The sequence below is a fragment of the Pseudomonas sp. PvP009 genome (assembly GCF_017832995.1).
GTDB classification, from domain to species: Bacteria; Pseudomonadota; Gammaproteobacteria; order Pseudomonadales; family Pseudomonadaceae; genus Aquipseudomonas; species Aquipseudomonas syringae.
This window is the reverse complement of record NZ_JAFIBG010000001.1, coordinates 816,256-837,450: the sequence shown is the minus strand read 5'-3', so window position 1 is coordinate 837,450 and position 21,195 is coordinate 816,256. Positions and strand designations below refer to the sequence as shown.

Annotated in this window: 15 protein-coding genes; 8 read left to right on the top strand and 7 right to left on the bottom strand. The window is 57.8% G+C overall.

From position 1 onward, the window contains the following. Positions 1-207: 207 nt before the first annotated feature. The 7 genes from JOE29_RS03735 (at position 208) to JOE29_RS03705 (ending at position 9,010) form a co-directional block, all read left to right on the top strand. On the top strand, positions 208-1,800 hold the full coding sequence (locus JOE29_RS03735; protein WP_210078804.1) for an ABC transporter substrate-binding protein: 1,593 nt from the start codon (positions 208-210) through the stop codon (positions 1,798-1,800). A gap of 156 nt (positions 1,801-1,956) precedes the next feature. Then, positions 1,957-3,372: an OprD family porin gene (locus JOE29_RS03730; RefSeq protein ID WP_003313762.1), complete on the top strand. Its 1,416-nt coding sequence runs from the start codon at positions 1,957-1,959 to the stop codon at positions 3,370-3,372. An 82-nt stretch (positions 3,373-3,454) separates the two neighbouring features. After that, positions 3,455-5,050 (top strand): ABC transporter substrate-binding protein, encoded by a 1,596-nt coding sequence (locus tag JOE29_RS03725; RefSeq protein ID WP_024684386.1) that lies wholly within the window; start codon positions 3,455-3,457, stop codon positions 5,048-5,050. Positions 5,051-5,124: 74 nt separating this feature from the next. Further along, positions 5,125-6,135, top strand: a complete 1,011-nt coding sequence (locus JOE29_RS03720) for an ABC transporter permease subunit (protein ID WP_003313766.1) — start codon at positions 5,125-5,127, stop codon at positions 6,133-6,135. A gap of 10 nt (positions 6,136-6,145) precedes the next feature. Then, positions 6,146-7,057: an ABC transporter permease subunit gene (locus tag JOE29_RS03715; RefSeq protein ID WP_002555194.1), complete on the top strand. Its 912-nt coding sequence runs from the start codon at positions 6,146-6,148 to the stop codon at positions 7,055-7,057. A 10-nt stretch (positions 7,058-7,067) separates the two neighbouring features. Then, entirely contained in the window at positions 7,068-8,036 is a 969-nt protein-coding gene (locus tag JOE29_RS03710; protein ID WP_003424625.1) for an ABC transporter ATP-binding protein, read from the top strand. Then, positions 8,036-9,010, top strand: a complete 975-nt coding sequence (locus JOE29_RS03705; protein ID WP_017278997.1) for a peptide ABC transporter ATP-binding protein — start codon at positions 8,036-8,038, stop codon at positions 9,008-9,010. Before JOE29_RS03710 ends, JOE29_RS03705 begins: the two co-directional genes overlap by 1 nt. Positions 9,011-9,138: 128 nt before the next feature. Here the strand turns inward: JOE29_RS03705 and JOE29_RS03700 are convergent, their stop codons facing one another. The 4 genes from JOE29_RS03700 to JOE29_RS03685 form a co-directional block, all read right to left on the bottom strand. Continuing rightward, the gene (locus tag JOE29_RS03700) at positions 9,139-11,661 is read right to left on the bottom strand and encodes a sulfite reductase flavoprotein subunit alpha (RefSeq protein WP_210079995.1); all 2,523 of its coding nucleotides are present in this window, start codon (positions 11,659-11,661) and stop codon (positions 9,139-9,141) included. A gap of 133 nt (positions 11,662-11,794) precedes the next feature. Then, positions 11,795-12,808: an alpha-xenorhabdolysin family binary toxin subunit B gene (locus JOE29_RS03695; protein ID WP_210078803.1), complete on the bottom strand. Its 1,014-nt coding sequence runs from the start codon at positions 12,806-12,808 to the stop codon at positions 11,795-11,797. A gap of 35 nt (positions 12,809-12,843) precedes the next feature. After that, positions 12,844-14,043, bottom strand: coding sequence for an alpha-xenorhabdolysin family binary toxin subunit A (locus JOE29_RS03690; protein WP_210078802.1), 1,200 nt, complete (start codon positions 14,041-14,043; stop codon positions 12,844-12,846). A 282-nt stretch (positions 14,044-14,325) separates the two neighbouring features. Continuing rightward, entirely contained in the window at positions 14,326-15,489 is a 1,164-nt protein-coding gene (locus tag JOE29_RS03685) for a type III PLP-dependent enzyme (RefSeq protein WP_003313775.1), read from the bottom strand. Positions 15,490-15,957: 468 nt separating this feature from the next. On the opposite strand from JOE29_RS03685, the gene JOE29_RS03680 reads away from it, so the two are divergent. Next, complete coding sequence (locus JOE29_RS03680) at positions 15,958-18,438, top strand: M60 family metallopeptidase (protein ID WP_210078801.1); 2,481 nt, start codon at positions 15,958-15,960, stop codon at positions 18,436-18,438. Between the two features lie 40 nt (positions 18,439-18,478). Here JOE29_RS03680 and JOE29_RS03675 read toward each other — a convergent pair whose 3' ends face one another. The 3 genes from JOE29_RS03675 to JOE29_RS03665 are packed head-to-tail and all read right to left on the bottom strand — an operon-like array spanning position 18,479 to position 21,193. Further along, positions 18,479-19,636, bottom strand: coding sequence for an ABC transporter ATP-binding protein (locus JOE29_RS03675; RefSeq protein ID WP_003400013.1), 1,158 nt, complete (start codon positions 19,634-19,636; stop codon positions 18,479-18,481). Beyond that, positions 19,633-20,286, bottom strand: a complete 654-nt coding sequence (locus JOE29_RS03670; RefSeq protein WP_003396269.1) for an ABC transporter permease — start codon at positions 20,284-20,286, stop codon at positions 19,633-19,635. Before JOE29_RS03670 ends, JOE29_RS03675 begins: the two co-directional genes overlap by 4 nt. A 13-nt stretch (positions 20,287-20,299) precedes the next feature. Then, the gene (locus JOE29_RS03665) at positions 20,300-21,193 is read right to left on the bottom strand and encodes a glycine betaine ABC transporter substrate-binding protein (protein ID WP_003313780.1); all 894 of its coding nucleotides are present in this window, start codon (positions 21,191-21,193) and stop codon (positions 20,300-20,302) included. Between the last annotated feature and the right edge of the window lie 2 nt (positions 21,194-21,195).

Genomic DNA, 21,195 nt, shown 5'->3' with positions numbered 1-21,195 from the left:
AAGATATTTCCTACGAGCTTTGCAGCCTTCGAGCCTATATACCGCGGACCTCTGACGACTTACCGTCGAAGGGCAGCGGCAATGGCAGGAAGCCCGTCGCTTCGTGTCCAGGTGCGCCGGGCATGTCGTGCGAAGTTGCGTGGGGCGACGCCTTTGGGCCAGTTAGACATTCGAGCCTCGGCTCATCCTTCGAGGATAGGGATCATCATGCGTAAAACTCTTGCGATGACGTCGTGCCTGGGACTGTTGGCACTGGCCCCGTTTGCCCAGGCGGCAAGCAATCTGGTGTTTTGCTCCGAAGCGAGCCCGGCCGGCTTCGACGGTGCGCAATACACCTCCTCCACCGATAACGATGCATCCGAGCCGATCTACAACCGACTCACCGAATTCAAGCAAGGCGATACCACCGTGGTTCCAGCGCTGGCGACTTCCTGGGACATCTCGGAAGACGGTCTGGTCTACACGTTTCATCTGCGCGAGGGTGTGAAGTTCCACAGCAACAAGAACTTCAAGCCCAGCCGTAACTTCAACGCCGACGACGTGCTGTTCACCTTCAATCGCATGCTCAAGCCCGATCATCCGTTCCGTGTCGCTTACCCGACCGAGTTCCCCTACTTCACCAGCATGGGCCTGAACAAGAAGATCAAGTCCGTCGAGAAGACCGACCCGCTGACCGTCGTGTTCACCCTCAATACGGTCGATGCGGCATTCATCCAGAACATCGCGATGAACTTCGCCGGCATTCTCTCCGCCGAGTACGCCGAGCAACTGATGGCCAAGGGTGACGTGCGCGACATCAACCAGCAGCCTATCGGTACAGGGCCATTCGTGTTTCAGCGTTATCAGAAGGATTCGCAGATTCGCTACAAGGGCAACAAGGATTTCTGGGACCCGAGCCGGGTGAAAATCGACCAGTTGATCTTCGCCATCGTGACCGACGCCTCTGCGCGCATGCAAAAGCTCAAGGCCAACGAGTGCCAGGTCTCGGTCAACCCGCGCCCGGCGGACCTCGCCAGCCTCAAGGCAGACAAAAGCCTGCAGATCATCGAGAAGCCTGGCTTCAACCTCGGCTACATTTCCTACAACGTGCGCCACGAACCTTTGGGCAAGCTGGAAGTGCGTCAGGCGCTGGACATGGCCGTCAACAAGAAGGCGATCATCAACGCGGTTTATCAGGGCGCAGGGCAACTGGCAGTCAACGCCATGCCACCGACCCAGTGGTCCTATGACACCACCATCAAGGACGCGCCCTATGACCCGGAAAAAGCCAGGACCCTATTGCGTGCCGCGGGCATCAAGGAAGGCACCGAACTGACCCTGTGGGCCATGCCGGTTCAGCGCCCTTACAACCCCAACGCCAAGCTGATGGCAGAAATGCTTCAGGCCGACTGGGCCAAGGTCGGCATCAAGGTCAAGATCGTCAGTTACGAATGGGGCGAATACCTCAAACGCACCAAGAATGGCGAGCACGATATCTCGCTGATCGGCTGGACCGGCGACAACGGTGACCCGGACAACTGGCTGGGCACGCTTTACAGCTGCGCGGCGATTGGCGGCAACAACTACTCGATGTGGTGCGACGAAAAATACGACCAACTGGTCAAGGCCGCGGTTGCGACCACTGACCGCGCGAAGCGTACCGACCTGTACCAACAGGCGCAGCGCTACCTCAAGGAGCAGGTGCCGATCACACCGGTTGCCCACTCGACCGTCAATCAGCCATTGCGCGCCGAGGTCAGGGACTTCCACGTCAGCCCGTTCGGTCGCAATAACTTCTCAGGCGTCAGCATCGTCGATTGATCGAAAAAACCGCACGCCCTCGTCGTCTTGTGTTACGGCGAGAGCGGGCACTTGCGCGTCGATACCTATAACAACGCAGGACCCAAAGTCCTGCACCACCAAAAGCCAGGCTCAAAGAACTGGCATATAAAAAAGTAATAAAGGGAGCTGCACATCGTGAAAACAACTAGCACTGCGTTATTGGCATTGTCTCTCTCGTCGTTTGGCGCACTGGTTCAGGCTGAACCGGCAAGCCAGGCGTTCGTACCGACCGAGCTGAGTTCAAAGAATGCACAGGCCGATGCCAACGGCTTTATCGAAGATCAACACCTGACCGGCACGACCCGTAACTGGTACGCCAATGAACTCAAGCGCCGCGGCGAAGTGTTCCGTTACAACGACAACGGCGTTGCCGAGCAGACCTCGCGTCGCATCAACTGGCAGCAGGGCACGATCGTCAACTACACCTCCGGTTATACGCAGGGCGTTGTAGGTTTCTCCACCGAACTGGCGCTGTACAACGCCATTGCGCTGGACCGTGATACCGATGACTTTGCCGGCAACTCAAACCGTACCCTGGCACACAGCGACGGCGATGCAGTCGGTCAGTGGAGCAAGATGGGCCTGGGCAACGTCAAGGCGCGGGTTTCCAACACCGTCCTGACCATGGGTCGCCAATCGGTGAACACCCCGGTCATCGCCTTCATCGGTAACCGCGCACTGCCGTCCAGCTTCCAGGGTGTTGCCGTACAGAGCGATGAGCTGAATAACCTGTCCTTTCAAGCAGGTAGTTTCGACCGCGTGTCGCCACGTATGGAACAGAGTCTGGACAAGTTCCGCTCCGAGTACGGTGATCGCAGCCAGACCGCCGACCGTCTGGACATGTTCGGCGCTGACTACAAGCCGACCGACAGCCTGACAACCAGCTTTTATGCATCGAACCTGGAAGACTTCTGGCACCAGTACTACTTCGGCTTCACCCACGAACTGGGTGACAGCAAGGCACTGGCGCTCAGCACCAACCTGAACTACTACAAAACCAAGGACTCGGGTCAAAGCAAACAAGGCCCTATCGACAACGATACCTACAGCCTGTCCTTCACCGGTACGCATAACGCTCACAGCATCAGCCTTGCCTATCAGCAAGTGTCTGGCGATGAGTACTTCGACTATGCGCACGATACCAACGCGATCTTCCTGGCCAACTCCCTGCTCTCGGACTTCAACGGTCCGAACGAGAAGTCCCTGCAGATCGCCTATGTACTGAACATGGCCGAATACGGCGTGCCCGGCCTGAAATTCAACATCTACCAGGCACGTGGCTGGGACATCGACGGTACCAAATACAAAGGCAACGTCTATGGCGACGTCCAGACAATCAATGGTGTCCGGACAGCGAGCGGCGTAAACGCAATGGACGGCGAGACTCACTACGAATACGGTATCGGTTCATCGTACTCAGTGCAGTCCGGCCCGCTCAAGGCTACCGCTATCCGCGCCACGTACACCACTCACCGCGCCAGCGAGAATCAGGCTGATGGCAACATCAACGAATTCCGCCTGGTGACCACTGTTCCGTTCAACATTCTTTGATTCGCTGAAAACCGTTCGGGCGCAAGGCAGCAGCCTTGCGTCCGAACATCACCATCGGCGTCAACTCTATGGAGGGTTCACAATGAAACTGTTATCGCTACGCAACTCGATTGCCCTGGCCCTGCTCAGCGTCGCCGTCAGTGTTTCGGCAAAACCCCTGGTGGTCTGCACCGAAGCCAGCCCCGAAGGCTTCGACATGGTACAATACACGACAGCAGTGACGGCCGATGCAGTGGCCGAAACCATGTTCAACCGCCTCGCGGATTTCAAACCCGGCACCACGGAAGTGATTCCTGCACTGGCTGACTCTTGGGAGATCAGCGACGACGGCCTGACGTACACCTTCCACCTGCGTAAAGGCGTCAAGTTCCACACCACCGATTACTTCAAACCGACCCGCGACATGAATGCCGACGATGTGCTCTGGAGTTTTCAGCGTCAGCTGGACCCGAAGCACCCATGGCATGACAAATCGAGCGTCGGCTTCCCCTACTTTGAAAGCATGGGCTTCAAAGAGCTGCTGAAAAGCGTCGAGAAAACTGACGACTACACCGTCAAGTTCACCCTGACCCGCCGCGAAGCGCCATTCCTGGCCGACCTCGCGATGGCCTTCGCCTCGATCTACCCGGCTGAATACGCCGACCAACTGTTGAAAGCCAACAAGACCGGCGACCTCAACAGCAAGCCGATCGGCACCGGCCCGTTCATCTTCCAGCGCTATGCCAAGGATGCACAGGTACGCTTCAAGGCCAACCCGGACTATTTCCGCGGCAAGCCGCCTGCCGATGCCCTGATTCTGGCCATCGCCACCGACAACAACGTGCGCCTGCAGAAGCTCAAGGCCAACGAATGTCAGATCGCGCTGTATCCGAAGCCGGACGACGTGCCGAGCATCAAGAAAGACCCGAACCTGAAAATCGACGAGCTGGAGGCAATGACCACCGGCTACATTGCGATCAACACGACCCACAAGTACCTGAGCGACGTGCGCGTCCGCAAAGCCATTGACATGACGTTCGACAAGAACGCTTATGTCAACGCGGTGTTCGGCAAGGGCAATGCGCTGGTAGCGGTCAACCCGTATCCGCCGACTCTGCTGGGTTATAACAAAGACCTGAAGAACCCACCGATCGACCTCGACAAGGCACGCGCCTTGCTGAAGGAAGCTGGCGTGCCGGAAGGCACCACGTTTACTCTGTTTACCCGCAACGGCGGTGGTCCGACCAACCCCAACCCGATGCTCGGCGCACAAATGATGCAATCCGACCTGGCGAAGATCGGCATCAAGATCGACATTCGCGTCATGGAATGGGGTGAAATGCTCAAACGTGCCAAGAATGGCGAACATGACATGGTGTCTGCAGGCTGGGCAGGCGACAATGGCGACCCTGATAACTTCCTGACTCCGATGCTGAGCTGTGAAGCGGCGAAAAACGGCGAGAACTATGCACGCTGGTGCAACGCCGATTTCCAGAAGCTGATCGATAAGGCGCGTGAAACAGTGAACCCCGACGAACGCGCAGGGCTCTATGAACAGGCCCAGGCAATATTCAACAAGGATCAGCCGTGGATCAGCATGGCTCACACCAGAATGTTCACGGCTATGCGTAAAAATGTGGAGGGCTACCAAATCAGCCCGCTCACAACCAACAACTTCGCCACTACCCAGGTGAAGTAGAAAAATAATCCGGCGAGCTCATAACCCGAGACTCGCCGGAGCACGCCTAACCGGCTGATGAGGTACACACCAAGATGTTTAGTTTTATCGCCCGCCGAGTGGGGTTGCTGATACCCACTTTCTTCGGCATCACCTTATTGACCTTCGCCTTGATTCGTCTGATTCCGGGCGACCCGGTCGAAGTCATGATGGGTGAGCGCCGTGTCGATCCGGAAATGCACGCTCAGGCCATGGAACGTCTGGGTCTGAACAAACCCCTCTACGCCCAGTACATCGATTACATCGGCAAGCTCGCCCAGGGTGACCTCGGTGAATCGTTGCGTACACGCACCAGTGTCTGGTCCGAATTCACTTCGCTGTTCCCGGCAACCCTGGAGTTGTCGCTGGCGGCGCTGATTTTCGCGGGTATTCTCGGCCTGCTGGCCGGGGTGATCGCCGCACTCAAGCGAGGGTCCCTGTTCGACCATGGGGTCATGGGGATTTCCCTCGCCGGTTATTCCATGCCGATCTTCTGGTGGGGCCTGATCCTCATCATGTTCTTCTCGGTAACGCTGGGCTGGACGCCGGTTTCAGGGCGGATAGACCTGCTGTACGACATTCCGCCGGTCACCGGCTTCATGCTGATCGACACGCTGCTAAGTGACGAACAGGGCGCGTTTCTCGATGCTCTGCACCACATGATTCTGCCAGCCATCGTGCTGGGCACCATCCCGCTGGCGGTGATCGCCCGGATGACCCGCTCGTCGATGCTCGAAGTACTGCGTGAAGACTATGTGCGTACCGCTCGTGCCAAAGGCCTGTCGCCCGCCCGCGTGGTATTCGTTCACGGTCTGCGCAACGCGTTGATTCCGGTACTGACCGTGTTCGGTCTGCAAATCGGTACATTGCTGGCCGGTGCGGTACTGACCGAAACGATCTTCTCCTGGCCGGGTATCGGCAAGTGGTTGATCGAAGCCATTGGCGCCCGGGACTACCCGGTCGTGCAAAACGGCATTCTGCTGATCGCCTGTCTGGTGATCCTGGTCAATTTCGTGGTGGATATCCTCTACGGCTTTGCCAACCCACGCATTCGTCACCAGCGCTGAGATCATCGATATGAGCACCCCTACTCCTGCGGTAGCAGTCGATCAAAGCCTGCTTTACCCATCCCCGTACAAAGAATTCTGGCAAGCCTTCTCGAAAAACAAAGGCGCGGTTGCCGGCCTGCTGTTCATGATCCTGATCGTGTTCTGCGCCCTGTTCGCGCCCTGGGTTGCCCCCCATGACCCGAGCGAGCAATACCGCGACTTCCTGCTGACGCCTCCGGTGTGGCTCGAAGGCGGTCAATGGCAATTCATCCTCGGCACCGACGAATTGGGCCGCGACCTGCTGTCGCGTCTGATCCAGGGCTCGCGCCTGTCGCTGCTGATCGGTCTGGCATCGGTGGTCATGTCGCTGATCCCCGGCATTCTGCTGGGTCTGCTGGCGGGCTTCTTCCCTCGCGTGCTCGGCCCTTCGGTCATGCGCCTGATGGACATCATGCTGGCCCTGCCCTCACTGCTGCTGGCTGTGGCCATCGTGGCGATTCTCGGCCCTGGCCTGATCAACACCGTGATCGCCATCGCCATCGTGTCGCTGCCTTCCTATGTTCGTCTGACCCGCGCTGCGGTGATGGGCGAGCTGAACCGCGACTACGTGACGGCCGCCCGTCTGGCCGGTGCCACCCTGCCGCGCCTGATGTTCATCACCGTGCTGCCCAACTGCATGGCACCGCTGATCGTTCAAGCCACCCTGAGCTTCTCTTCGGCAATTCTCGACGCCGCAGCGCTGGGCTTCCTGGGTCTGGGCGTACAGCCACCGACGCCTGAATGGGGCACCATGCTCGCCTCGGCGCGCGACTACATCGAACGTGCCTGGTGGGTCGTGAGCCTGCCCGGTCTGACCATTTTGCTCAGCGTGCTGGCAATCAACCTGATGGGCGACGGTCTGCGCGATGCGCTGGACCCGAAACTCAAGAACGCCGCCTGAGGAGATTCGCATGTCACTTCTTGAAATCAAGAATCTCAACGTCCGCTTCGGCGACACCAAGGCCGTACCTGTTGTGGACGGCCTGTCCCTAAGCGTCGAAAAGGGTGAAGTACTGGCCATCGTCGGCGAATCGGGTTCCGGTAAATCGGTGACCATGATGGCGCTGATGGGGCTGATCGATTCCCCCGGCATCATCACCGCCGATGCGCTCAACTTCGACGGCAACGACCTGCTCAAGCTCAACTCGCGGCAGCGTCGACGCATCATCGGCAAAGACCTGGCGATGGTCTTTCAGGACCCGATGACCGCTCTGAACCCCAGCTATACCGTGGGCTTCCAGATCGAGGAAGTGCTGCGCCAGCACCTGAACATGTCGGGCAAGGCCGCACGCCAGCGTGCACTGGAACTGCTGGAAAAGGTCGAGATCCCTGGCGCCGCCGCGCGCCTGAATGCCTACCCGCACCAACTGTCCGGTGGCATGAGCCAGCGTGTGGCGATTGCCATGGCGATTGCTGGCGAACCGAAACTGCTGATCGCCGACGAACCGACCACCGCCCTGGACGTGACCATTCAGGCGCAGATCATGGAACTGCTGCTGAGCCTGCAAAAAGAGCAGGACATGGCACTGGTGCTGATCACTCACGACCTGGCTGTGGTGGCTGAAACCGCCCAGCGTGTCTGCGTGATGTACGCCGGTCAGGCTGTCGAAGTCGGTCAGGTGCCGGGGCTGTTCGATGTTCCTGCCCATCCGTACAGCGAAGCCTTGCTGGCCGCCATTCCCGAGCACAGCATGGGCGCTGAACGCCTCGCCACGCTGCCGGGCATGGTCCCGGGCCGCTATGACCGTCCACAGGGTTGCCTGCTGTCACCGCGCTGCCCGTACGTGCGCGACAACTGCCGAACCGAACGCCCTGCCCTTGATCCCAAGGCGCACAGCCTGGCACGCTGCTTCTATCCCTTGAATCAGGAGGTGGCGTAATGAGCGTCGTACTGACCGCCCGCGACCTTACCCGTCACTACGAAGTCTCCCGCGGCCTGTTCAAGGGCACAGCGCTGGTGCGTGCGCTTAATGGCGTGTCCTTCGAACTCGAAGCCGGCAAGACCCTGGCTGTGGTCGGCGAGTCCGGCTGTGGCAAATCGACACTGGCACGCGCGCTGACGCTGATCGAAGAGCCTTCATCCGGCTCGCTGAAAATCGCCGGCCAGGAAGTTGCCGGGGCCAGCAAGGCCGAGCGCAAGCAGTTGCGCAAGGACGTGCAAATGGTCTTCCAGAGCCCTTATGCATCGCTCAACCCAAGGCAGAAAGTCGGGGATCAGCTTGGCGAGCCGCTGCTGATCAACACCAACCTGTCAGCCGCCGAACGCCGCGAGAAAGTGCAGGCGATGATGGCCCAGGTCGGTTTGCGCCCTGAGCACTATCAGCGCTACCCGCACATGTTCTCCGGCGGTCAGCGTCAGCGTATCGCGCTGGCACGGGCGATGATGCTGCAACCCAAGGTGCTGGTAGCGGACGAGCCGACTTCAGCGCTGGACGTGTCGATTCAGGCGCAGGTACTGAACCTGTTCATGGACCTGCAGCAGGAATTCAACACCGCCTATGTGTTCATCTCCCACAACCTGTCGGTGGTGCGTCATGTCGCCGATACGGTATTGGTGATGTACCTGGGCCGGCCTGCGGAAATGGGTCCCAAGGAAGAGATCTACAACCGTCCGCTGCACCCGTACACCCAGGCGCTGCTGTCGGCGACCCCGACCATCCACCCGGACCCGCTCAAGCCGAAGATCAAGATCGTCGGCGAGCTGCCCAACCCGCTCAACCCGCCAAGCGGCTGTGCCTTCCACAAGCGCTGCCCGTATGCGACCGAGCGTTGTGCAGCCGAAGTGCCAGAGCTGCGCCTGGTGGATAACCGCCAGGTGGCTTGCCATTACGCCGAGCAATTTGTAGCGGCGTAGCTACAAGCTACAAGCTACAAGCTACAAGCTACAAGCTACAAGCTACAAGCTACAAGCTACAAGACTATCGTGCCCACGCTCCAGCGTGGGCACGCAGTTCTGGACGCTCTGCGTCCGATCTTCGCTAGTCAATACACGTCCCGCCGATACCGCCCTTCCTCGATCAGTTCGCTGACTGCCTGCTCGCCCAGCACCTCGTTCAACACTTGATCCACGCCCGCCGCCATACCCAGCAAGCTCCCACAGATGTAAATCGCTGCCCCCTCATCGAGCCACACACGCAGTTCATCGGCCGCTTCGCGCAAGCGATCCTGCACGTAGATTTTTTCTGCCTGATCGCGGGAAAAGGCCAGGTCCAGGCGCGTCAGATGACCAGCCTGCAGCCAGCCCTGCAATTCGGCGCTGCAATGGAAGTCATGCGCCCGGTTACGTTCGCCGAACAACAACCAGTTGCGCACCTGCCCTTGAGCGATACGCGCCTTGAGCAGGCTGCGCAAACCGGCCAGCCCGGTGCCATTGCCCAGCAGGATCAATGGCACCGGCTCGGCAGGCAGATGAAAGCTGCTGTTGCGGCGCACACGCAGGCTGACGGCACCGCCAACGGCACAATGCTCGGTAAGCCATCCCGAGCCCAGCCCCAGGCTGCCGTCGGCATGCACTTCCTGACGCACGATAAGCTGCAGGCAGCCGTCCTGCGCAATTGAGGCAATCGAATATTCGCGTACAGAGACTGGTACCAGCGCATCGATCAACGCCTGCGCATGCAGCCCCACCAGATGCGAACGGCTGTGCGGTAACTGGCAGCTTTCCAAGGCCTGCGCGAGCGGCTCCTGCAAGCCATCCACGCTTACCCATGCGCCCGGATCGACACCCAGCCCGGCCAGATACGGCTCGATTACCCGCAGCGTGTGGCGCGGCATCACCTCGACCAGATCCCCCGCCTGCCAGTGCGCAGAGGTTGGCGGCGTCAGGTCCAGCAGGTAAACCTTCGAACCACTGCTGCCAGCGTTCAATAGCACGCGCCGGGCCAGTGTCCAGTTATCGAAAACCGGTGTCTGCCAGTGTGCCGCTGGCACGCAACCGGTCAACTGCGCCAATTGCTGTTGCCAGTATTGCAGGGCTGCCGGATCGGCGCTGTCTACTTCAACAAGCGGGAACAGGCTGCGCCCGCCCCGCTCGGTCAACCAGCCGTGCAAACGATGGGCAAAGCCGCAGAAGTGTGGGTACTGCCGGTCGCCCAGCGCCAGAACGGCATAATCGAGCTGGTCCAGTGAAAGCGGGCGACCCAGCAGCTTGCGCTCGAAACGTCGGGCACTGTCTGGGGCCTCTCCGTCACCAAAGGTACTGACGACGAACAAGGCATTGTGACTTCGGCATAACTCGTCTTCGCTCAGATCGCCCAGCCGCTTCACGCGCACCGACAATCCTGAGGCCTGCAACTGGCCAGCGGTCTGCCAGGCCAATTGTTCGGCAAAACCACTTTGACTGGCGAAACAGACCAGCCAGGATGCGTCATCATCGTGGTCATCACCCTGAACCTCGCCGCGTGCACGCTCGATATCACGCTTCTTGCGACGTCGATCCAGGTACAGCAACCAGCCGGTAATGAAGAACAGCGGCATCAGCAACGATGCGCCGGTCATGATGAGTCGACCGACGAGCCCGAAGTAGCTGCCGACGTGCAGCGCGTAATTGCTGGCCAGCAGTTGCGCACCGAAACTGCGTTCGGCATAGCGTACGACCGAGCTGACCTGACCATTGGCCGGATCAAGAGTGATGGTGTTCAGCGCACGCGGGTGCGGAGAATCCTTGAGCAGGTAAAACACGGTGGCAGGTTGACCGCCCGCAGCAGGCAGGCGCAGGTTATAAGCCAGCAAGTCCGGCCCTGCAGCCTTCTGGATACTGTCCCAGACCGCCACATAATCGACCGCCAACGGTAACCTTCCCGCAGCCTTGGGTGGCGCAGCGACGCCTTCTTCGAGCGGCGAATCCCCGATCAGTTTATTCAGGCCGTTGCTCACCCAGTCATACGACCAGGTGAGTCCCGTTATGGCGAACAACAGGTAGAACAGCAGGCACCAGGTGCCGAAGATCGAATGCAGGTCCCAGTTGAAACTGCGGCCTTTCTTCGCCCAGTCAACGGTCAGCCAGACCCGCCAGTTCCGCGCTGCGCGAGGCCAGCGCAAGTACAGCCCGGACAGGCAAAAGAACACCAGAATCAGCGTACACGCCGCCGTAACCTGCTTGCCCGCCTCGCCCATGGCCAGATAACGGTGCAGCTTCAGGACAAAGTCGAAAAACCCCTCCCCTACCGCATTGCCTTTCAGCTCACCCGTGTAGGGGTCGAAATTGCGTTTGGGGCCTCGACGCTCACCCGTTTTGGGCGTGAAAAATACCTGGGCGGCACGATTGCCGGTGGTTTCGACGCGCAGGATAGCGACCGTCAGGCCGGTCGCGGCCTCCAGCCTGCGCACCAGCTCAACAGGTGGCAGCGTGGCACCGCGCGGCTCGACCAACAGCACATCCGGATTAAGCGCGTCGAGAATTTCGTCCTCGAACGAATACAGCGCACCGGTCATCCCCATGAGGGTCAACACCAGACCTGCCGTGATCCCGAAGAACCAGTGCAACTGAAACAGGACTTTCTTCAGCACGCTCGCCACTCTCACTCATATTTTGCGGCGCAATTAATGCACTGACGGCCATGACCTGTCTATCTGTAACGTGTCTTTTGCCCCAAACCAAAACCCCGCCAGGCATGGCAGGCGGGATGATGCCGGCTGATCAACTGCGCCAGCTTCTGCGCAAATCGATCAGATAGTTGTTTAGCGCATCCGCCTGACGGCTGAAGTGCTCGACGCGCTTCTCGATCACTGCGGTTTCAGGCAGGCGGCTGCTGGCCAGGACACGTTTCAACGCTTCGAGCAATTTACTCATCTCGCGAACGTAGTCGGTCTTGCAGAGCTCGACCGAGGCGAGCCCCGAGAGCTGGCCGCGTTTGCTCACTTCGGTTTCCAGCGCTGCGCGAGTCGCGTCAGTCGTTTCCTGCAGTCCTGTCATCTGCGTCTGAAGTCGTTCCCTCAGAGCAATCAGATGATCATAGTCGACGGCCGCGTCCAGCAGATCCAGAATATTGGAAACTCCGGCGATACCCGCTTTAACGGAGCCGATCAACGGATTCAGGGGATCGACATCCGCCAGCCTCTCCAGAGAAGCGACCAGCGGCTTTAACTTGTCGAAAAAGCTGAGGCTTTCGACATCTCTAATGAGATCGTTGACCGCTGCGGCCTGCCGTACAACTTCCGGCAGGCGCGCATGCTCAGTTTCCAGCCTGGCCTCCAGTACAGCGATTTCCTGCTCAAGGGCAGGCGTCAGGTGCTCTACGCCATCGACCCGCACAGCCTCCAGATTGATGAGTGCCCTGTCCAGCGCCTTGGCCTGGCTGCTCAAAGAGGCCTCCCTTGTATCCAGCAGCAGGCTGATCTCCTCGTTGAAGTCAGCGATTGCAGCGCTGCTTTTAGCGTCTTCAGGATCACCTCTCAACTTCTCGACAGCCTCAAGAAAAGGCAGCATCTCTTCGCTGTTGTACATATGCGGAACAAGCGTCAGTGTATCCAGTGCTGCCTTGTCGACATGACCGACCTCACTGAGCAGGCTGTGCAAGGCCTCGTTCATGACCGGTAAATAAATATCACCCAGCCTATCGGCCTCGCGCTTGAGTTTTTCACGACTGGCAATAATGATTTCCATATCAGGTTTGGGCAGTTGAGCGGGCATAGCAAGTACATGAACATTCATAACAGCATTCTCTTTAACGTTAAGGTGGGCAACACTCACGCAACGGGTTCGTCCAGTGCATTGTTAAAAGCGGTCAACAGATCGAAGGCCTGGACCTGAATCTCCCTCCAATTGCTCATGAGGGTTTGGAAGCGGGAAACGAAACTGACCAGGTACAAGGCGTTATTGGTATTTTTAATACGATCGTAGGAGGCGTCGACCAGCTCTTCCAACAATACCCACAGGCTCTCTATATTACTGACGCTACTGGCCGCCCCGTCGACTCTGGCTTTCAAATCCTGCAGACTGGTTTCGAAGGCCATCAAGTCGCTCAACAACGCGTTGGATTGTTTTATCTGCTTCTCTATCTGGCGTTTTTCTTCAATCAGACGATCTTTTTCATCGAGAGCCTTCGATGCCTTCGGGCCAAAGATGGACAGGGAAACAGCCCCGCCGACAAGTCCCCACCAGAAACCGATCCACTTGTATTCGCAGTACTCTTCGTACTCGGCAAGTTTATGATTGATGCGTCCGTTGAGCTGATCGACGTCCGCAGTAAGCCGGGCAATTTCGTCATCAGTGTCGCCGGAGCCGGCCAACCTTATTTTCAACGCCACGCCGGGCGCTATCTCGTCTTTTAGACGACGCTTGAAATCGGTCACCCCGACTCGGGTTCGCGTGGTGCTGGCACTATGGTCCTTGATATGTACCTTGAGTTCATCGACCAGCGACAACAGCCCGGGCAGTCTCTTGCTGTCCTGGTCCATCAGTGCAACGGGGGGCATTGCATCAATCTGCGACGGCGTCAGGTCCCCCACTTGCAGGGTCTGGTAGGAATCGAGTCCTTTGATGAAATCCACCACATCCGTTGCGATGGCGATCAGATTGCCCGAGAAAACGTACAGGTCGCTGCCGACTTTCTGCATGGCGGTTTCAATCGCCGACCAGCTCCTGGCATGGGCTTGAATACCGAGGTACAGCTCGACGATCGCTTCTGCCCCAAGGCCGGGAATGCCGTTGTCCTGCCCCCCTGTCAGCTGGCTGACTTCGTCCAGTGTGGTCGGCAGTTCCAGGCCCGTATTGACATAACGCCTGATGCGGCGAACATCTTCGTTGGTAATCAACAAGCCCGGGGCACGCGCCACCTCTGCGCCCCGACTGGTCAGGGTATCCATCAAGTCCTTGCTGACACGACTGACTTCTTCGACGCTGTGTGCTTCGCCGTCCGTAAATTGCGGTTCAACGGTCGTAACCATGATTAATTTCCTTATTATGTAGAGCCTGTTTTGCGCCGACTATAAATCGGTGCTTCAAGGTCATTGGAAATTAACAAAGGGTATCGACTTCACACAGTGAGCAGAACGGACAACACCTGTAGGAATAAGCAACACATTCTGCTGGGTCTATTATATTACCCCGCAAACGTTTAATAACACGCCCCTCACTTACTGCACGTTTCAGCGCACCGAGACTTATATAATTATTTTTTACGGGCAAAAAAAAACCCATTTTCATGGGTTTTTTTTGACGCAAGGAAATTACAGGTAGAACGACTTCAGCGGCGGGAAGCCATTGAATTCCACTGCGCTGTAGCTGGTGGTGTAGGCGCCGGTGGACAACCAGTACATACGATCACCGATGGCCAGGTTGAGTGGCAGGCCGTACTTGTAGTTTTCGTACATGATGTCGGCGCTGTCGCAGGTAGGACCGGCGATGACCACCTCTTCCATTTCGCCTTTCTTCTCGGTCCAGATCGGAAACTTGATGGCTTCGTCCATGGTTTCGATCAGACCGGAGAACTTGCCCACGTCGGTGTATACCCAACGCTCGACCGCGGTACGCGACTTGCGGGCAACCAGTACCACTTCGCTGACCAGGATGCCGGCGTTGGAGATCAACGAACGGCCCGGCTCGAGAATGATTTCCGGCAGGTCATCACCGAAGTCTTCCTTCAGGAAGCGGATGATCTCTTCGGCGTAGGTTTCCAGGCTGTTGGTGCGGGTGATGTAGTTGGCCGGGAAGCCGCCACCCATGTTGATCAGCTTGAGAACGATGCCGTCTTCTTCTTTCAGACGCTCGAAGATCACTTTGACCTTGGCAATGGCAGCGTCCCAGACGCTGATGTCACGCTGCTGCGAGCCGACGTGGAACGAGATGCCGTAAGGCACAAGACCCAGGTCGCGGGCAAGAATCAGCAGGTCCATGGCCATGTCGGTCTGGCAGCCGAATTTGCGCGACAGAGGCCAGTCGGCCGTGGTCGAACCTTCGGTCAGGATGCGCACGTAGACTTTCGAGCCCGGTGCCGCCTTGGCAATGTTACGCAGGTCGGCTTCGGAGTCGGTGGCGAACAGACGCACGCCCTTCTCGTAGAAGTAACGAATGTCCTTGGATTTCTTGATGGTGTTGCCGTAGCTCATACGCTCCGGGCCGACACCACAGCTCAGGACCTTGTCCAGCTCGTAGATCGACGCGATGTCGAAGCTCGAACCCTTTTCCTTGAGCAGATTGATGACTTCAACGGCAGGGTTGGCCTTGACCGCATAATAAACCTTGGCGAATTCGAAGCCCGCACGCAGGTCGTCATATGCCTTGCTGATGATGTCAGTATCAATGACCACGAACGGGGTTTCTTGCTTGTCAGCGAACGCCTTCATTTTCTTGAAGGTTTCGGCTGAGTAGTAGTCTTCGACATTGATCGGCATGCTGCTGGAACTCCTATTGGCAAACGGTATTGGTCAATGGGTACAAATGAACGCCCTCCGTATCCCCACTTTGGTTCGCCTACTTCCCAAGGCATGTCGCCGAAAGCAAAAAGGCCCTGAAGGGCTGCCTTCCTGGCCTTGCTGTCTCGTCGTCAGTACTTGAGCCGGATGGATCGTTTCCAGCATGGACGTTCGGCGCGAACTTTAGGACCTGAGGGGCCGGATATCAACAAAAAATGTCGCGTTTTTGCACAGGGCTTTTGAGTTGCCTTCCCAAAGACCTGTTTAACCGACCTGCATGACAGGCAGATGTTCCCCACCTCCGTCGCCATTGCCTTTTCGCAGCGCTCCAGGCCATCACCTTTTCAACGCCAGGCAAAGCGAATCAGCCTGTCAGTTCTGTCAGTAGACGGATGCAGAGGACGCGCGCTCAATAAATAGCTCAGACCGCCTTTTCAGGTAACGATCATGGATGACCGACAGCCTCACGCCGCCAGCTCCGTTGCGCCCGGTGCAGTTCAAGCAGAAACCCGATGGCAAGCCTTCGGCTTCGGCTCTGCCGAAAGCCATCGCCAACGTCACGCCCGTGCCAGGGCACACACCAACTTTCAGCCGACTAACATTTATGTAACGAAAGGCGATCGGCTGGAAATAACCGCAACCAGTCTGTACATGAATCTGGTGTCTGCAGTGATCGGGGTGCCCGAACTGGATACACCCACCCCGTACCCGCTGAAACGTGGCCTGAACGTCCTTGTCGCTACCAACACAGGCCTGCTGGGCTTTACCAATCTGGACCCGCTCGGTCACGTGATTCTGGATATAGCAGGACAGTACAACCATGTGCCGTTTTTCAGAATGGACATGACCAACCTGGAATGGGAACAGCAGATGGCGCAATACAGCAATGCGCCCGTCGTGCTGCTGACCAGCCCCAGGGCCATCATCGTGGTGCGGTACAACAGCGCTCGGAACTATCTGTCCAATCCAGAGGAATTGATGGCCCGTTACGACAAGGCCATCGAGGCTCAGGACCGGATTTCGGGCGTCGAACAGTACGGCACTGAAGAATGGTCGCTGGACCCCAGCAAACATTTTTATGTAGAGGCCGATAAGGGTTACATGTTTGCTAAAAACGGCCATATGGGGTTTAACGGGGCGACTCCCCTGGCCCAATTACTGTCAACCCTCTCTGACGACGGTTGGGGGCCTTGGCACGAAAGCGGTCATCAACGGCAACTCGCCCCCATGACATGGGGCAGCGGCACTGGAATGACAGAGGTGACGGTCAATCTCTACTCGATGGCGACCCAGGAGTTTTTTTGCGGGCGTGCCCATAACATCGACTCCAGGTACACGGCCGTAAAACAATACCTGCTCGGCACAGTGCGCGAATATGACGACATCAAAGACGTCATGCAAAAACTCGTGATGCTCTGGCAATTGCGTCTTAGCTTCGGTACTTCGTTTTACCCGCAATTGCACCAGCGCTATCGGCTCATGAACAACCCGCCCACCGTCAACGACGATAAAGCGCAGCGCTTCATCGTCGAAACCTCGCTGCTGAGCCATCTCAACCTGGCGGAATTCTTTGATCGCTGGGGATTGTACCCAACCCCTGCAACCCTCAACCAGATCGCCGACCTGCCCGCATTGACACTGGCCATTTGGGAAAATGACGCTGAGACGACGATCCCAATCGACCTGCCGTTACTCACTTATATCCCGGAGCTCGCCCATATCCTGTCCAGCGTTCACGCCACCTTTCAAGACCGGATAAAGTTTACCGTTGCCGAGCAATGGTACACGCCATACCGTTACGAGATAACGCTCAACGGAGCGTTAGTGGCGTGGGTAGACAATGGCGAATGCGTGGGTTGTGAAGCGCGTATCGAAGAAGGCATCGCCTACGTGGAAGCCAGCACACCCATCTCCGAAGGGGACGAAGCGTCGGTCAAGGTGGTTGCTGGGGGCAAGCTATACGCTGTGGCCAGTACGGCATCACGCCCCATCCTGCTGTTCAATATCAAGGCATTGTTTACCGATGACCGTTGCACTGAGCTCAGCCCCGGCATTACCCAGCCAAGGCTTGACGTTCTTTTCTCCAATCTGGATGAAGACCGGACCGATGAACTGCACGGTCGCCTATTGAACCGTGCACAACGGTTACTCCTGCAAAAAACCATAAGAAGCGTGATCGTCAGTGCAGGACTTGTCCAGGTGACGTTCGAGGGTGAGGCTTTCAAGAGTCATGATTATACGATTATCTTCGGAGCCCCTCCTTATGCGACGCTTGAAAAAGGCTACCCCAACGGCTCCGAACTAATCGATAACACCTGGATACGCCCCGGCGGCGTAGGCCATCAAGAGGTGACCATCACGGCAGCTGGAGGCATCGGGAAAACCTATACCCTGTTCTCCGGCAACGTCGAGCAGGCAAAAATCGCCCTGCCTATCCGCCAGCTCTTCACGGACTCTACGATGACCCGACTGGTAGCAGGTGTCGATCAGGCAAGCGTTGATGCCCTGTACATGACCGTCAACGGCAACCCGCTCATCAGCGTGACAAACCGGGCAGCGTACCGTTCTTATCTGGCCATTGCCCAGAGCCTGTTGTTACGACTGACCGTCGCGAAGGTCGTCAGAACAGATGACCTGCTGGAGGTGTATTTCGAGGGCGACACGTTCAAAAAGCATAACTACAAGCTTTTCGTCAACGACCTCTATGCCTCCGAGATCACCCAAGGCAACGCCTACTATTCAAGTGTGTCCAACCGGGTCTGGACCAGCAACAAGAAGTTCGGGGGTAATGACCACTGTAAAGTGATCGTCGAGTATCAGGGGGTCGTGACAACGTTGTATGAGAGCGATGCTGCAGACGCCATGACGGCGTCTGCATTGCAGGAAAGCGACGCCACCCAATGTGGCCTGGAGAAGTTCCAAGTGTGAACATTGCCGCCAGCCATGACGCTGGCGGCAACGCAGCCGGTCAGGAAGCCACTTGCTCGGCTGGCGAAACAATACTGGTCTTCATGCCACGCGAACGGCCCGAGCTCAGATAAGCCGCAATGGACTCTTGCGTCACTTCACCCAGGAACACGTTCTCGGCATCCAGCACCGGCAGCCAGGCACGGTTGAACTCGTACATGCGCGACAGCAGGATGCGCAAATGTTCGTCGTAAGCGGCAGTGGCGTTGAATTCACGCAGGAACTGCGCGCACGTGCCCTGCTGACGGTGCAGGTCACGACGACGCACATAGCCCATTGCCTTGTTCTCGCTGTCGGTGACAACGATATAGCGACGGTCGTTTTCGTCCATCACTTCCAGTGCGTCGGCAACCGGAGTTTCCGGGCTGACCGACGGCGCGTTGTCGGCCGCATCTTCGGCCTTGACCAGCAGCAGACGCTTGAGAGTGCTGTCCTGGCCGACGAAGCTGCTGACGAAGTCGTCAGCCGGATGAGCGAGCAAGGTGTCCGGGTGATCGATCTGCAGCAGTTTGCCGCCACGGAAGATAGCGATTTTGTCGCCCAGCTTGATGGCTTCGTCGATGTCGTGGCTGACCATGATCACGGTCTTGTTCAGCGCGCGCTGCATCTCGAAGAACTCGTTCTGGATCATCTCGCGGTTGATCGGGTCGACCGCACCGAACGGTTCGTCCATCAACAGCAAAGGTGCGTCGGCTGCCAGGGCACGGATCACGCCGATACGCTGTTGCTGGCCGCCGGACAGTTCACGCGGGTAACGATGCAGGTACTGCTTGGGCTCCAGTTTGATCATGCTCATCAGTTCGCGAGCACGGTCATGGCAACGCTGCTTGTCCCAACCGAGCAGCTTGGGCACGACCACGATGTTTTCTTCGATGGTCATGTTCGGGAACAGACCGATCTGCTGAATCACGTAGCCGATGTTGCGACGCAGGGTCACTTCGTCAAGACCAGTGGTGTCTTCGCCATTGATCAGCACTTTGCCGGAGGTTGGCATGATCAGGCGGTTGATCATTTTCAGCGTGGTGCTCTTGCCGCAGCCCGACGGGCCGAGGAAGACGCAGATTTCGCCTTCGTTGACCGTGAGGCTGACCGAATCGACAGCCTTCACTTCTTTGCCGTTGCTCTGGAAAGTCTTGGAGAGGTTCTGGAGTTCGATCATTTCAGTAATCCTTTTGGAGTCAGCGTGCGTTGCAGCCATTGCAGGAGAAGGTCGGCGATAATGGCCAGAATGCTGACCAGTACCGCGCCGACGATCAGCATCGACATATCGCTGCGGCTGATAGAAGCAAGAATGAGTACACCCAGACCACCGGCACCGATGGTCGCGGCGATGGTCATGACACCGATATTCATCACCACGGCGGTGCGCACACCGGCGAGAATCACAGGCACTGCGATAGGCAGCTCGACCATGCGCAGACGCTGGCCGAAGGTCATGCCGATGCCTTTGGCGGCTTCGCGGATACCCGGTTCTACGCCTGTGAGGGCCAGATAGGTGTTACGCATAATCGGCAGCAGCGAGTAAAGGAACACCGCGGTAATCGCCGGCATCGGGCCAAGGCCCTGGCCGAACTTGGAGTAGAACGGCAGCAGCAGGCCGAACAGGGCAATCGACGGCACGGTCAACAACACCGTGGCGCTGGCCTGCAAAGGGCCCGCCAGCACTGGAAAACGCGTCATCAACACGCCCAACGGCACACCGACGACAATCGCCAGGGTCACGGCGATGCCAACCAGCGTAATGTGCTGCCAGGTCAGGTGCAGGACCTGTGCCCAGTCCAGATGGGAGAAGGCGCTCAAGAAACTCATATCGTCTCCTTCCTTAATTCAATGGGTGCTGACGCAGAAAATCTGCAGCAACCGCGGATGGGCTTTCATGGCCGACGTCGACACGAGCGTTGAGGTCGATCATGGTCTGGTTGTCCAGCAGATCAGCCAACGGCTTGAGCAGCGTCTCGATGTCCGGATGCTTATCCAGATATTCCTGACGAATCACCGGCGCCGCGGTGTAGTCCGGGAAGTAGTGCTTGTCGTCTTGTAGCACTTTGAGCTTGAACGCGTTCAGGCGACCATCTGTGGTGTAGACAAGCCCTGCGAACACCTGACCGTTCTGCAGCGCGGTGTACACCAAGCCCGAGTCCATCTGCCGAGTGTTTTCACGCCCCAGATTCATGTCGTAATGCTTGACCATGCCGACCAGGCCGTCGGACCGGTTGGCAAACTCGGTGTCCAGCGCGACCAGATGCCCTTCTTTGGCTTCGTCTTTGAACACCTTGGCCAGGTCGGACATTGTGTTGACCTGCGGGTACTTGTCAGCAATCTTCTGCGGCAGCGCCAGCGCATAGGTGTTGTTGAACTTCGACGGCGAAAGCCAGATCAGGCCTTTCTTTGCATCGACTTCCTTGACCCGCGCATAGGTCTGAGCGCTGTCGAGTTTTTCGTCGATGTGGTTGTAGGACACCAGCGACACACCGGTGTATTCCCACAACAGATCCAGCTGACCACTTTCCTGTGCGCTGCGCGCCAGATTGCTGCCCAGGCCGCCAGTGATTTGCACGTCGTAGTTCTTGGTCCGCAGGTATTGTGCGGTCAGTTCAGCGAGGATGGTCTGTTCGGTGAACACCCGTGCGCCGACACGCAACAGCGGCTTTTCTGCAGCTTGGGCCAATGCCGGAAACAGCAAGGCAAAGCCTAAAAACAAGCATATTCTTTTCATGA

Coding starts and splice junctions, on each gene's coding strand:
- JOE29_RS03735 (WP_210078804.1), top strand. CDS start 208: ATGCGTAAAACTCTTGCGATGACGTCGTGCCTGGGACTGTTGGCACTG.
- JOE29_RS03725 (WP_024684386.1), top strand. CDS start 3,455: ATGAAACTGTTATCGCTACGCAACTCGATTGCCCTGGCCCTGCTCAGC.
- JOE29_RS03720 (WP_003313766.1), top strand. CDS start 5,125: ATGTTTAGTTTTATCGCCCGCCGAGTGGGGTTGCTGATACCCACTTTC.
- JOE29_RS03715 (WP_002555194.1), top strand. CDS start 6,146: ATGAGCACCCCTACTCCTGCGGTAGCAGTCGATCAAAGCCTGCTTTAC.
- JOE29_RS03710 (WP_003424625.1), top strand. CDS start 7,068: ATGTCACTTCTTGAAATCAAGAATCTCAACGTCCGCTTCGGCGACACC.
- JOE29_RS03705 (WP_017278997.1), top strand. CDS start 8,036: ATGAGCGTCGTACTGACCGCCCGCGACCTTACCCGTCACTACGAAGTC.
- JOE29_RS03695 (WP_210078803.1), bottom strand. CDS start 12,808: ATGAATGTTCATGTACTTGCTATGCCCGCTCAACTGCCCAAACCTGAT.
- JOE29_RS03690 (WP_210078802.1), bottom strand. CDS start 14,043: ATGGTTACGACCGTTGAACCGCAATTTACGGACGGCGAAGCACACAGC.
- JOE29_RS03685 (WP_003313775.1), bottom strand. CDS start 15,489: ATGCCGATCAATGTCGAAGACTACTACTCAGCCGAAACCTTCAAGAAA.
- JOE29_RS03680 (WP_210078801.1), top strand. CDS start 15,958: ATGGATGACCGACAGCCTCACGCCGCCAGCTCCGTTGCGCCCGGTGCA.
- JOE29_RS03675 (WP_003400013.1), bottom strand. CDS start 19,636: ATGATCGAACTCCAGAACCTCTCCAAGACTTTCCAGAGCAACGGCAAA.
- JOE29_RS03670 (WP_003396269.1), bottom strand. CDS start 20,286: ATGAGTTTCTTGAGCGCCTTCTCCCATCTGGACTGGGCACAGGTCCTG.
- JOE29_RS03665 (WP_003313780.1), bottom strand. CDS start 21,193: ATGAAAAGAATATGCTTGTTTTTAGGCTTTGCCTTGCTGTTTCCGGCA.